Source organism: Ensifer sp. BR816, assembly GCF_000378985.1.
Lineage (GTDB): Bacteria > Pseudomonadota > Alphaproteobacteria > Rhizobiales > Rhizobiaceae > Sinorhizobium.
Genome location: NZ_KB905370.1, coordinates 823,209 through 836,341, shown reverse-complemented (window position 1 = coordinate 836,341; position 13,133 = coordinate 823,209). Strand labels below are relative to the sequence as shown.

At 64.0% G+C, this 13,133-nt stretch carries 11 protein-coding genes; 9 read left to right on the top strand and 2 right to left on the bottom strand.

The window, feature by feature from the left end; translation table 11 throughout:
• Window positions 1–5: 5 nt before the first annotated feature.
• The 9 genes from infB to RHIBR816_RS0103990 all read left to right on the top strand — a co-directional run bounded on the left by infB (window position 6) and on the right by RHIBR816_RS0103990 (window position 11,031).
• Window positions 6–2,675, top strand: a complete 2,670-nt coding sequence (gene infB / locus RHIBR816_RS0104030) for a translation initiation factor IF-2 (RefSeq protein WP_018235251.1) — start codon at window positions 6–8, stop codon at window positions 2,673–2,675.
• A 9-nt stretch (window positions 2,676–2,684) separates the two neighbouring features.
• A complete protein-coding gene (locus RHIBR816_RS0104025) occupies window positions 2,685–3,314 on the top strand; it encodes a YcxB family protein (RefSeq protein WP_018235250.1) in 630 nt (209 codons plus the stop codon).
• Window positions 3,315–3,389: 75 nt separating this feature from the next.
• Complete coding sequence (rbfA, locus tag RHIBR816_RS0104020) at window positions 3,390–3,797, top strand: 30S ribosome-binding factor RbfA (RefSeq protein WP_026186627.1); 408 nt, start codon at window positions 3,390–3,392, stop codon at window positions 3,795–3,797.
• An 8-nt stretch (window positions 3,798–3,805) separates the two neighbouring features.
• Window positions 3,806–4,741 (top strand): tRNA pseudouridine(55) synthase TruB, encoded by a 936-nt coding sequence (gene truB, locus RHIBR816_RS0104015; RefSeq protein ID WP_018235248.1) that lies wholly within the window; start codon window positions 3,806–3,808, stop codon window positions 4,739–4,741.
• A gap of 155 nt (window positions 4,742–4,896) precedes the next feature.
• Window positions 4,897–6,603 carry a sensor histidine kinase gene (locus tag RHIBR816_RS0104010; RefSeq protein ID WP_018235247.1) on the top strand — a complete coding sequence of 569 codons (1,707 nt, stop codon included), beginning with the start codon at window positions 4,897–4,899 and terminating at the stop codon, window positions 6,601–6,603.
• 193 nt (window positions 6,604–6,796) lie between these two features.
• The gene (gene rpsO, locus RHIBR816_RS0104005; protein ID WP_012710040.1) at window positions 6,797–7,066 is read left to right on the top strand and encodes a 30S ribosomal protein S15; all 270 of its coding nucleotides are present in this window, start codon (window positions 6,797–6,799) and stop codon (window positions 7,064–7,066) included.
• A gap of 348 nt (window positions 7,067–7,414) precedes the next feature.
• Window positions 7,415–9,559 (top strand): polyribonucleotide nucleotidyltransferase, encoded by a 2,145-nt coding sequence (pnp, locus tag RHIBR816_RS0104000; RefSeq protein WP_018235246.1) that lies wholly within the window; start codon window positions 7,415–7,417, stop codon window positions 9,557–9,559.
• An 82-nt stretch (window positions 9,560–9,641) separates the two neighbouring features.
• A complete protein-coding gene (locus RHIBR816_RS0103995) occupies window positions 9,642–10,658 on the top strand; it encodes a class I SAM-dependent methyltransferase (protein WP_018235245.1) in 1,017 nt (338 codons plus the stop codon).
• Between the two features lie 139 nt (window positions 10,659–10,797).
• A complete protein-coding gene (locus RHIBR816_RS0103990) occupies window positions 10,798–11,031 on the top strand; it encodes a hypothetical protein (protein WP_245262555.1) in 234 nt (77 codons plus the stop codon).
• Window positions 11,032–11,078: 47 nt separating this feature from the next.
• Here RHIBR816_RS0103990 and fabI read toward each other — a convergent pair whose 3' ends face one another.
• Both fabI and fabB read right to left on the bottom strand, forming a co-directional pair.
• Complete coding sequence (gene fabI, locus RHIBR816_RS0103985; protein WP_018235243.1) at window positions 11,079–11,885, bottom strand: enoyl-ACP reductase FabI; 807 nt, start codon at window positions 11,883–11,885, stop codon at window positions 11,079–11,081.
• A gap of 4 nt (window positions 11,886–11,889) precedes the next feature.
• On the bottom strand, window positions 11,890–13,110 hold the full coding sequence (fabB, locus tag RHIBR816_RS0103980; protein WP_018235242.1) for a beta-ketoacyl-ACP synthase I: 1,221 nt from the start codon (window positions 13,108–13,110) through the stop codon (window positions 11,890–11,892).
• Window positions 13,111–13,133 lie beyond the last annotated feature (23 nt).

Sequence of the window (13,133 nt, the reverse complement as noted above, 5' to 3'; positions counted from 1 at the left end):
ACGGAATGACCGACAACAAAGACGACAAGACACTCAGCGTAGCGGGCAAGAAGACGCTGACCCTGAAGCCCTCCGGGGTGACGCAGGGGACGGTGCGCCAGGACATGGGCCGCGGTCGCACGAAGGCGGTCGTGGTCGAAACCAAGAAGAAGTTCGGCCTGACGCGGCACAAGGACGAGCGGCCGATTACGCCGGTGAGCGCGGCGCCCGCGGCGCGGCCCGCCGAGCCGCGCCCCGTTCAGCCGCATCCGGCCGGCCGTCCGGCCCCGCAGCCGCAGCCGCACCAGCCGCGTTCGGAGCAGAACCGTCCCCGCGGCGTCGTGCTGAACGACCTGTCGGCCGGCGAGATGGAGGCCCGCCGTCGTGCGCTTGCGGATGCCCAGGTCCGTGACGCCGAGGAGGCCGTGCGCCGCGCCGAAGAGGAAGCGCGCCGCCGCGTCGAGGAAGAAGCCCGCATCGCCCGCGAGAAGGAAGAGGCTGCCCGCCGCGCCGCCGAGGAAGCCGCTCGCCCGGTCGCCGTCGAGGCGGTCGAGGAGACGGTCGAGGCAGCACGCCCGGCCGTTGCCGAGCGCCGTGCCGAAGCGCGCCCGCAGCCTGTCCGTCCAGCGTCCCCTGCGCCCTCCGCGCCGTCCCAGGCACCTGCGGGTGCCGCGCCGCGCGGCCGCCGCGCGGGCGAGGAAGAAGAGGATGAGCGCCGGCGCGGTGGAGCCGGCCCGGCCCGCGGCAAGGTCGTGCGTCCCGAGCCGGCAAAGCCTGCTCCGCGCGCCAAGGGCGACGAGGGCCGCCGCCAGGGCAAGCTGACGCTGACCGCTGCCGTCGACGAAGAGGGTGGCCAGCGCGGCCGTTCGCTCTCGGCGATGCGCCGCCGCCAGGAGAAATTCCGCCGCAGCCAGATGCAGGAGACGCGCGAGAAGATTTCTCGCGAGGTCATTCTGCCGGAGACCATCACGATTCAGGAACTGTCGCAGCGCATGTCGGAGCGCGCCGTCGACGTCATCAAGTACCTGATGAAGGAAGGCCAGATGATGAAACCCGGCGACTTGATCGATGCGGATCTTGCCGAACTCATCGCTGGCGAATTCGGCCATACGGTCAAGCGCGTCTCGGAATCGGACGTCGAGGAAGGCATCTTCAACATCGCCGACACGGACGAGACCATGGTGTCCCGTCCGCCAATCGTGACGATCATGGGCCACGTCGACCACGGCAAGACATCGCTGCTCGATGCGATCCGGCACGCCAATGTCGTCGCCGGCGAAGCGGGCGGCATCACCCAGCATATCGGCGCCTACCAGGTCGAGCAGAACGGCCAGAAGATCACCTTCATCGACACCCCCGGCCACGCCGCCTTCACGGCGATGCGTGCCCGCGGCGCCCAGGCGACGGACATTGCCGTTCTCGTCGTGGCGGCCGATGACAGCGTCATGCCGCAGACGATCGAATCGATCAACCACGCCAAGGCGGCGGGCGTGCCGATCATCGTGGCGATCAACAAGATCGACAAGCCGACGGCGAACCCGCAAAAGGTCCGCACCGAGCTGCTGCAGCACGAGGTCTTCGTCGAATCGATGGGTGGTGAGGTGCTCGACGTCGAGGTTTCGGCGAAGAACCAGACTAATCTCGACAAACTGCTCGAAGCGATCCTGCTGCAGTCGGAAATCCTCGATCTCAAGGCCAATCCGGATCGGACGGCCGAGGGTACCGTGGTGGAAGCCGAGCTCGACCGCGGTCGCGGTGCGGTTGCCACCGTTCTCGTCCAGAAGGGTACGCTGACGCCCGGCCAGATCATCGTCGCCGGCGACCAGTGGGGCCGCGTCCGCGCGCTTGTCAACGACAAGGGCGAGCATGTGAAGTCCGCCGGCCCGTCGACCCCGGTCGAGGTTCTCGGTCTTTCCGGTACGCCGGCGGCCGGCGACAAGTTTGCCGTCGTCGAGAACGAAAGCCGTGCGCGCGAGATCTCCGAATATCGCCAGCGGTTGGCTCGCGAGAAGATGGTTGCCCGTCAGTCCGGCTCGCGCGGCTCGCTCGAGCAGATGATGAGCCAGCTCCAGGCCTCCGGCCTGAAGGAGTTCCCGCTGGTCATCAAGGGCGACGTGCAGGGCTCGATCGAAGCGATCGCCGGAGCTCTCGACAAGCTCGGGACCGACGAAGTGCGGGCGCGCATCGTGCATTCGGGCGCGGGCGGGATCACCGAGTCGGATATCTCGCTTGCCGAAGCCTCGAATGCCGCGATCATCGGCTTCAACGTCCGCGCCAACAAGCAGGCGCGCGACGCGGCCGATCGGTCCGGCATCGAGATCCGCTACTACAACATCATCTACGATCTGGTGGATGACGTGAAGGCGGCGATGTCCGGTCTGCTGTCGCCCGAACGGCGCGAAACCTTCCTCGGCAATGCCGAGATCCTGGAGGTGTTCAACATCACCAAGGTCGGCAAGGTCGCGGGCTGCCGCGTCACCGAGGGCAAGGTCGAGCGTGGCGTCGGCGTCCGTCTGGTGCGCGACAACGTCGTCATCCACGAAGGCAAGCTCAAGACGCTCAAGCGCTTCAAGGACGAGGTCTCCGAGGTCCAGTCCGGCCAGGAATGCGGCATGGCCTTCGAGAACTACGAAGACATCCGCGCCGGCGATACGATCGAGTGCTTCCGCGTCGAGCACATCACGCGGACGCTCTGATCTGCCAAAATGCGCGATGAGGGCAGTACGAGAAGAAGAGAGCCATCCGCCGAACAGGTGGATGGCTCTTGGCACATCGCCGCCTATTGGTCCGAAGTGGACAGGGACAAGGCGGCTTATGCAACGGGCTCCTATTATCGTGCGAGGCGAAGGAGCTGGACCTTTCTGAAGGCCGTCGTGCGAGCCTGGGTGATATTTCTTACTTTCCTGTGCGTGGTGACGGCGGCATTCTTGGTCTCGGGGATTGTTTTCGAACTGTCGGCTGGTTTGATCGCTGACGAGTTCACGAGCCTCTACTTTGTGTCGTTGCTTGCGAGCACTACAGGTCTGCTTTTCGCTGCGATACCAATCGTCTTCAAAGCGTACGCGCGAAGCAAACCGAACGGACTGGTCTACCCGCTAACTCAGATATTCGGCCGTGATGGCGTAATCAGCGAGATACCGGGGTGGAGAAGCGAAGTCGGATGGGCTTACATTTCCGATTTCATAGCGCAGGGCGGCTATTTTTTATTGTTCCACCGTGCAGGTTATTACATAGGTGTGCCCCGAAACGCTTTTAAACGAGAAGATGAAACGCTTTTCGAGGACTTTTGCAGGCAGGCAATAGCCAGCGCGGCTGAACGGCCTTCCCTCGACTAGCTTGACCTTCTGTACCAAAGGGAGCATGAAGCCACTCCCTTGCCGGGTTCGAACCCCGCCAAAATAGAGAAGTAAATGACCAGATCCACATCCTCCGCTCCGTCCCAGCGCATGCTGCGCGTCGGCGAACAGGTGCGCGCCGCGATCACCCAGGTGCTGCAGCGCGGCGACGTGCGCGACCCGCTGATCGAGAAGACGGTGATTTCGATTTCCGAAGTGCGCATGTCGCCCGACCTGAAGATCGCCACCGCCTATGTGACGCCGCTCGGGGTTGCCGATCACGCAGTGGTCATCGAGGCGCTGAACAAGCATGCGAAATTCATTCGCGGCCGGCTCGGGCCGCAGCTCCGGCAGATGAAGTACATGCCGGACGTCCGCTTCCGGGACGACACCAGCTTCGACAATTACCAGAAGATCGACGCACTGCTGCGCTCGCCGGACGTCCGCCGCGACCTCGATACCGACACCGACGACGAAGAATAGAAAGATCCATGTCCAAGCCGCGTAAACCCAAGGGCCGCCCAATCTCGGGCTGGCTGATCCTCGACAAGCCACTCGATTTCGGCTCCACCGAGGCGGTGTCCAAGATCAAGTGGCTGTTCAAGGCGCAGAAAGCGGGCCATGCCGGTACGCTCGATCCGCTGGCCTCCGGCATGCTGCCGATCGCCCTTGGCGACGCCACGAAAACCGTTCCCTATGTCATGGACGGCCGCAAGATCTACGAATTCACCGTCGCCTGGGGCGAGGAACGTGCGACCGACGACCTCGAAGGTGGTGTCGTTCGCTCGTCTTCGGCGCGTCCGGGCGAAGAGGCGATTCGTGCCCTGCTACCGAAATATACCGGGGTGATCGCGCAGGTGCCGCCGCAGTTTTCGGCAATCAAGATCGATGGCGAACGCGCCTATGATCTTGCGCGCGAAGGCGAGACCGTCGAGATCCCGGCGCGCGAGGTCGAGATCTTCCGCCTCGCCCTGATCGGCTGCACGCCGCATCTCGCCCATTTCGAGATCGAATGCGGCAAGGGCACCTATGTCCGTTCGCTCGCCCGCGACATGGGCCGCGATCTCGGTTGTTTCGGCCATATCGCCTCGTTGCGCCGGACCTTCGTCGCCCCCTTCGGTGAAGAGGACATGGTCGCGCTCGCGGATCTCGTCGCGCTGGAAAAGATCGAGGACGATGCGGAACGACTTGCCGCTCTCGACGATTATCTGATCGATACCGGCGAGGCGCTTTCCGATCTGCCGCATGTTGCGGTGAGCGACGATCAGGCGCACCGCCTGAGAATGGGCAACCCGATCATCCTGCGCGGCCGCGATGCGCCGATGCCGACCCCGGAGGCCTACGCCACCGCGCGCGGCAAGCTCGTCGCCATCGGCGAAGTTGCAGAGGGCGAATTTCGACCGAAGCGTGTGTTCGCCAGCCCTTGACCCGCGGCCTGCGCGTAGCCAAGAATCGATCGGTCAGCGCGAGCGGCGTAACCACGTTGCGTAGGTTCAAAGGGTTACAGCGCCCTATACGCGTCTGAAAAAGGTGCACGGCGCTGTAGAGGCGCGCGGCGCTGTAGGCGGCGAAAGGCAGTTCGATGCTCAAGGCCCCGGAGAGAAGTGAGGGCGAGGTCCCATCCGGCGGTCTGCAGGCCGTTGCGGCTTTCGTTCGCCAGCATCTTCGCAGGCCGTTCAGCTTCTACCTGCTCTCGCTGCTGTTGATCGCAATCGTTCCCCCCTTCATCTTTTCGTTCATCATCGTGAAGCGAAGCGTCGATACCCAGGAGCAGGTCGTCACCTCGCTGCTCAGAGCCTCGACCGGTTCCGTGACCCGGATCGTCGAGCGCGAGGTCGAGGGCATGATGACCACGCTCAGGGTGTTGTCGACCTCCGGCGCCGTCGATCTCCGCGATCTGCGCGGTTTCTACGACCGCGCATCGAGCGCATTGACCGGCACCGATTCCAATCTGATCGTCGTCGACGGCGATCATAATCTCAGGATGAGCACCCGCGCTCGCTTCGGAACACTGTTGGGACCGGCGTCGGATCCGGACGTCGACCTTGCGTTCAAGAGCAACGGCCCGCTCGTTTCCGGCGTGTTCTTCGCCGATGCTGGCAAGCGCTGGGCCTTCACCGTCTATCTGCCCGTCGGCGGTCCGGACGGCGGGCGATATCTGCTGGGCCTCACCCAGGATGCGGCCCGCATGGCCAAGGCGGTCAACCGCGACACGCTCTCGGCGGGCTGGAATGCCGCCCTGGTGGACGGCAAGGGCAAGCTGATCGCCTCCTCGGATCCCGCGGTCCGGTCCGGCGAACCGTTCTTCCTGGACAAGCTCCCTCAAATCAGCATCGGTGTCGGCGATATCAGCGAGAATGGCGTCGACTATCGCGTCGTGTCCGAATTCTCGACAATCACCGGATGGCGCATCGTTGCATGGGCTCCACGGGAGATCGTCAACGCGCCGATCCTCTGGTCGTTTCTCTGGCTTTCGCTCGGTGGCATCATCTTTGCAAGCATCGCCATCGCCGGCTCGTTGATGATCGCGCGGCTGCTCACGCAAGGGGTCAGGCTGCTGGCGCTCGACGCGCGGCGCCTGGGCGCCGGTGAACCCATCGAGGCGCGCCGCTACGTCATTACCGAAGTCGAGGCCGTCTCGGCCGCCCTGGCGCGCGCTGCGGCCACGCGAACCAGGGCCGAGACGGAAATTCGCCTCCTGATGCGCGAAGTCGCACATCGCTCGAAGAACCAGCTGACGGTCATCCAGTCGATGCTGGCCCAATCCGCCCCGTCGAGCGAGGACACGTCGGAGTTCGTCGAGGCGTTCCGCAAGCGCCTCGCGGGGCTGGCCCGTTCGACGGACCTGATGATTGCCAATGCCGCGACCGGCGTGGACTTCCGCGAACTCGTCCAGGACCAGCTTCAGCCCTTTGCACCCGACGATCCGGACCGCATCGCGCTCGACGGCCCCGCCCTGCGCCTCGACACGCAGATGGCCCAGACGCTCGGCATGGTGCTGCACGAACTCGCCACCAATGCGATCAAGCATGGCGCACTCGCCAACGCGACGGGGGCGATCAGGCTCGAATGGTTCCTGTCCGATGGTGTCATCGTCATCCGTTGGCGTGAAAGCGGCGCCGATCTCGTCGCCCCCGCCGGGACGCAGCGCAAGGGCTTCGGATCGGTGGTGATCGAGCGCATGCTCGGCATGGCGCTGCGCGCCGAACTGGAAAGGCTGATGCATGCCGACGGCATCGAATGGCGCATCCGCATCCCCCGCAGCGGCGGGGTCGAGGATGGCTCGTAGCACGCGATGCCGTCCGCCCGCCGGGGCGGGGCGGGACCGATCGATGGCCGGCTCGATCGCCCTTTCCTTTTGCGTCCGTTTCGGTTATAGGCACGCCAGCGAAAGGCACCGCCTCTTCGTGTGAACGGCCGCGGCTGGACGACATCCCGGCTGCCGGCGACCCTAAAATCCTCGAAAACGAAAGGATCAACCGATGTCGATCACTGCAGAGCGCAAGGCTCAGCTCATCAAGGATTTCGCAACTGTCGAAGGCGATACCGGTTCTCCGGAAGTCCAGGTTGCGCTCCTGACGGAACGGATCAACAACCTGACCGAACACTTCAAGGACCACAAGAAGGACAACCATTCCCGCCGTGGTCTTCTCGCGATGGTTTCCAGCCGCCGTTCGCTCCTCGACTATCTGAAGAAGAAAGACGAAGCGCGCTACAGCAAGCTGATCGGTGCCCTCGGCATCCGTCGCTAATCGACTGTCCGGCGGGTCGCTAGGCGATCCGCCGGTCTTTTGTTTGGGCGTTGAGCGCCCGCCGATATTCTCCCGACCGCCGGAGGCGTAAGACGGGAGCGATGTCCAGCGAGCCGGATGGGCCGGTATCGCGGATCAACTGATGGCCCGTCATGGGGCAGGATTGCAGGATGCTTCGGCGCCTGCTTGCCGAAGCGCTTCCATCCGGGTGAGCGCGGCAAAGCGGTGAGCGGCCGGTTCCGATTGAAGCCTCCCGTTGTCTTGCCCGTGATGCGCCACATCAAGCGGCACCAGGATCGCCCGCGCTGCAACAGCCGCGGACGGTCCCCCGCACACGAAGGACAGAACATGTTCGAGACCCACAAGGTAGAAATCGAATGGGCTGGGCGTCCGCTCAAGCTCGAAACCGGCAAGATCGCCCGTCAGGCCGACGGCGCCGTTCTCGCCACCTACGGTGAAACCGTGGTCCTCGCGACCGTCGTTTCCGCCAAGGCTCCGAAGCCCGGCCAGGATTTCTTCCCCCTGACCGTCAACTATCAGGAAAAGACCTACGCGGCCGGCAAGATCCCCGGCGGATACTTCAAGCGTGAAGGCCGCCCGAGCGAAAACGAGACGCTCGTCTCGCGCCTGATCGACCGTCCGATCCGTCCGCTCTTCCCGGAAGGCTACAAGAACGACACCCAGGTGATCGTCACGGTCATGCAGCATGACCTCGAGAACAATCCGGACGTTCTTTCGATGGTTGCCGCTTCCGCTGCGCTGACCCTGTCGGGCATCCCCTTCATGGGCCCGATCGGCGGCGCCCGCGTCGGCTACATCAACGGCCAGTACGTGCTCAACCCCCACCTCGACGAGATGGACGAATCGACGCTCGACCTCGTCGTCGCCGGCACGCAGGAAGCCGTGCTGATGGTCGAGTCGGAAGCCAAGGAACTGCCGGAAGATATCATGCTCGGCGCCGTCGTCTTCGGCCAGAAGGGCTTCCAGCCGGTCATCGACGCGATCATCAAGCTCGCCGAAGTGGCCGCCAAGGAGCCGCGCGAGTTCCAGCCGGAAGATCATTCCGCGCTTGAAAACGCCATGCTTTCGATCGCCGAAGACGAGTTGCGCAACGCCTACAAGATCACCGAGAAGGCTGCCCGCTACGCTGCCGTCGACGCCGTCAAGGCCAAGGTGAAGGAACATTTCCTGCCGGAAGGCATCGAGAATCCCGCCCACACGGCGGAAGAGATCGCCTCCGTCTTCAAGCACCTGCAGGCCAAGATCGTTCGCTGGAACATCCTCGACACCAAGAGCCGCATCGATGGCCGTGACCTTGTGACGGTTCGCCCGATCGTCGCCGAAGTCGGCATCCTGCCGCGCACCCACGGCTCCTCGCTGTTCACCCGCGGTGAAACCCAGGCGATCGTCGTTGCCACGCTCGGCACCGGCGAAGACGAGCAGTATGTCGATTCCTTGACCGGCATGTACAAGGAAAACTTCATGCTGCACTACAACTTCCCGCCCTTCTCGGTCGGTGAAACGGGCCGCATGGGCTCTCCGGGCCGCCGTGAAATCGGCCACGGCAAGCTCGCCTGGCGCGCCATCCATCCGATGCTGCCGACGGCGGAACAGTTCCCCTATACGCTGCGCGTCGTTTCCGAAATCACCGAGTCCAACGGTTCTTCCTCGATGGCAACCGTCTGCGGCACCTCGCTGGCGCTGATGGATGCGGGCGTTCCGCTCGCCAAGCCGGTCGCCGGCATCGCCATGGGCCTGATCAAGGAAGATGACCGCTTCGCCGTCCTCTCCGACATCCTGGGTGACGAGGATCATCTCGGCGACATGGACTTCAAGGTTGCCGGTACCGAAGCCGGCATCACCTCGCTGCAGATGGACATCAAGATCGAGGGCATCACCGAAGAGATCATGGGTGTTGCGCTCAACCAGGCCAAGGGCGGCCGCCTGCACATCCTCGGTGAAATGGCCAAGGCCATCTCCGAGAGCCGCGGCCAGCTCGGCGAATTCGCGCCGCGCATCGAGGTGATGAACATTCCGGTCGACAAGATCCGCGAAGTCATCGGCTCGGGCGGCAAGGTCATCCGCGAAATCGTCGAGAAAACCGGCGCCAAGATCAACATCGAGGACGACGGCACCGTCAAGATCGCCTCCGCCTCGGGCAAGGAAATCGAAGCCGCCCGCAAGTGGATCCACTCGATCGTCGCCGAGCCGGAAGTCGGCCAGATCTATGAAGGCACGGTCGTCAAGACCGCCGATTTCGGCGCCTTCGTCAATTTCTTCGGCGCCCGCGACGGCCTCGTCCACATTTCGCAGCTCGCCTCCGAGCGCGTCGCCAAGACGACCGACGTCGTCAAGGAAGGCGACAAGGTCTGGGTCAAGCTGATGGGCTTCGACGAGCGCGGCAAGGTCCGCCTCTCCATGAAGGTCGTCGACCAGGCGACCGGCAAGGAGATCGTCGCCGAGAAGAAGGACGGCGGCGAAGCGGCCGAATAAGGCGGCTTCAGCCAGTTGAGATGGGGCGCGGAGCGGATGGCTCCGCGCCCCTTTCTTGTAAGAAGAAGAATGGAAACGACCCATGAGCCGCGACGCGCTGAAAACCCTGTTCCACCCCTTCGAAACCGGCATCATCGATCCGCCGGGGGAAGGCGAGCGTGTGCTCTTTCTCGGTGCTGAGGCAGGCTACAGGCTGCCTGAGGGCTTCGTGGCATCGATTTCCGCCGTGCAGCCCCTGCGGCCGCTTTACCGTGCCCTGGAGGCGATGCGGGCCGATGTGAGTCCTGTCGTTGGGGGTGAGGACTATGATGTCGCTCTGGTGCTTTGCGGCAAACACAAGGGCGAGAACGAGGACCGTATCGCGGAGGCGTTGAAGCGCACGCGCGAGGGCGCCCTCATCGTCGTTGCCGGAGGCAAGGAGGACGGCATCCAGTCGCTGAAGAAGCGCATCGCCAAATTCGGCTGGGATGGCGATTCGATGCCGAAATATCACGGCGTCGCCTTCTGGTTTACACGGCCGCAGGATGTGGCCGATGCCACGCATCAACTCGCCAAGCTCCCGGTGCGGGTGGACGGCCTCTTCGAGGCGGCACCGGGCATGTTTTCGCATGATCGCGTCGACGCCGGCTCGGAGCTTCTCGCCTCACGTCTGCCGAAGGATTTCACCGGCCATGCGGCCGACTTCGGCGCCGGCTGGGGTTATCTCTCGGTGATGCTGACGCAGGCATCCCCCGGGCTCAAGGGCATAGATCTGTTCGAAGCCGATCACGATGCGCTGGAGGCGGCGCGCCGCAACGTAAAGGCGAACGCACCAACGACGCCGGCGCGCTTCTACTGGCATGACCTGACGAGCGAGGATACCCGCGACAAATACGACCTGATCGTCATGAACCCGCCCTTCCACGAAGGGCATGCCGCCGAGCCGGCGATCGGATCAGCGATCATCAAGGCAGCGCTGAAGGCGCTGAAGCAGGGCGGCAGGCTCATGCTCGTCGCAAATCGCGGCCTGCCCTACGAGCAGGTTTTGGCAGAGAACGCCAAGGAGTATGGCGAGACCTGCCGCAATGCGCGCTTCAAGGTGCTCTGGGCGAAGCGTTGACGCGCGTCTTCAGATCCGGGTGGTCCTTAAGTCGGAAGCAATTTTGGAATAGAATCACTTGGCAAGGCCACGGCGGCCATTGCGTGTCCGAAGGGATGCGCGACGCCGAAGGCTATCGTTTCTCCTCGGGGAGCAAGCCATGGGATTTGGACCTGCCCGGGCACCCTTTATGGAGGATGTCGCGGAGGTGATTGCCCGGGAAATCAAGAGCGCCGAGGGACATGGCGGCACGTCGGAAGTGCCGATGCCCTTTCTGCGGGACTCCTGCCGCATGCCGATGCAGAGCGCCCGACGGGGGCGCGAGCACATTGGTCTCGCCCCGTATGCCGCCGTCGCTGCTGCGATCGCCCTGGCGATCGCCTGGGTCTGGTAGGGGTAGGTCGGGTATGGTTCCCGGCCTTCGAGCCGACAAGGCCGCGCTTACTCGGCGTCTGCGGTTCTGAGCGTCTCGAGCGCCGGCATAGAGGTGATGTTGTAGCCGGAATCCACGTAGTGGATCTCGCCGGTGACGCCGCGGGAGAGATCCGAAAGCAGGTAGAGGGCCGAGCTGCCGACGTCCTCGATGGTGACGGTGCGGCGCAGTGGCGAGTTCTTCTGCTGCCAGGAGAGCATGGCGCGTGCGTCCGAGATACCGGCGCCCGCCAGCGTGCGGATCGGGCCGGCCGAGATGGCGTTGACGCGGATGCCGCGCGTGCCGTAGTCGGCGGCGAGATAGCGCACCGAGGCTTCCAGCGCCGCCTTGGCGACGCCCATGACATTGTAGTTCGGCATGACCCGCACCGAGCCACCATAGGTGAGGGTCAGCATCGTGCCGCCGTCGCCCATGAGCTCGGCGGCCCGCTTGGCGATCTCGGTGAAGGAGAAGCAGGAGATCACCATGGTGCGGCTGAAATTGTCCCGCGTCGTGTCCGCGTAGAGACCCTTCAATTCGCTCTTGTCGGAGAAGCCGATGGCGTGGACGATGAAGTCGAGCTTTCCCCAACGCTCCTTGATCGCCTCAATGGCGCTATCGACCGAAGTCAGGTCCTCGACGTCGCAGGGCAGGACGAAGTCGGAATTCAGCTCGGCGGCGAGCGGCTTGACGCGCTTGCCGAGTGCCTCGCCCTGATAGGTGAAGGCGAGTTCGGCGCCTTGGCTCGCGAGGGCCTTGGCGATTCCCCAGGCAATGGAATGATTGTTGGCCACACCCATGATGAGGCCGCGCTTTCCATTCATCAATCCGTTCATCTGGTTATCCGTTGTAGCGCTGGAAGACGAGCGTGGCGTTGGTGCCGCCGAAACCGAAGGAGTTCGAGAGAACCGTGTCGATCTTGGCGTTGTCGATGCGCTTGCGGACGATCGGCACGCCTTCGAACTCGGGATCGAGCGTGTCGATATGGGCGCTTTCGCCGATGAAGCCGGCCTGCATCATCAACAGGCCGTAGATCGATTCCTGCACGCCGGCCGCGCCCAGCGAATGGCCGGTCAGCGATTTCGTCGACTGGATATGCGGCATCTTCTCGCCGAAGACCTCGCGGATGGCGCCGATCTCCTTCTGGTCGCCAACCGGCGTCGAGGTTCCGTGGGTGTTGATGTAGTCGACATCGCCCTTCACGGTCGCAAGTGCCTGGCGCATGCAGCGGACCGCGCCTTCGCCGGAGGGGGCGACCATGTCATAGCCGTCCGAGGTTGCGCCATAGCCGACGATCTCGGCATAGATCTTGGCGCCGCGGGCCTTGGCGCGCTCCAGTTCCTCGAGCACGAGGACGCCGGCGCCGCCGGCGATGACGAAGCCGTCGCGGTCGACGTCATAGGCGCGCGAGGCGGAAGACGGCGTCTCGTTGTATTTGGAAGACATGGCGCCCATGGCGTCGAAGAGGTTCGACATGGTCCAGTCGAGGTCCTCATGGCCGCCGGCGAACATCACGTCCTGTTTGCCCCACTGGATCATTTCCGCGGCATTGCCGATGCAATGCGCCGAGGTCGAGCAGGCGGACGAGATCGAGTAGTTGACGCCGTGGATCTGGAACCAGGTGGCAAGCGTGGCGGAGGCCGTCGAAGACATCGCTTTTGGCACCGCGAAGGGACCGATGCGCTTGGGGCTCACGTTCTTGCGGGTAATTTCGGCCGCTTCGACGATGGTGCGCGTCGAGGCGCCGCCGGAGCCCATGATGATGCCGGTACGCTCGTTGCTGATGTCGGCGGCCTCGAGGCCGGCATCGGCTATCGCCTGCTTCATCGCCACATGGTTCCAGGCGCCGGCCTGCGACAGGAAGCGCATGGCGCGCCGGTCGACGAGGTCGGTCGGGTCGAGCGTCGGCTGGCCCCAGACCTGGCACTTGAAGCCGTGCTCGGCGAAATCCGGGGAAAATGTAATGCCCGATTTTGCTTCGCGCAGCGACGCGGTGACTTCGTCGGCATTGTTACCGATCGAGGAAACGATGCCGAGGCCCGTTACAACAACCCGTCTCATGGTAGATGACCTTTTCTTTATCT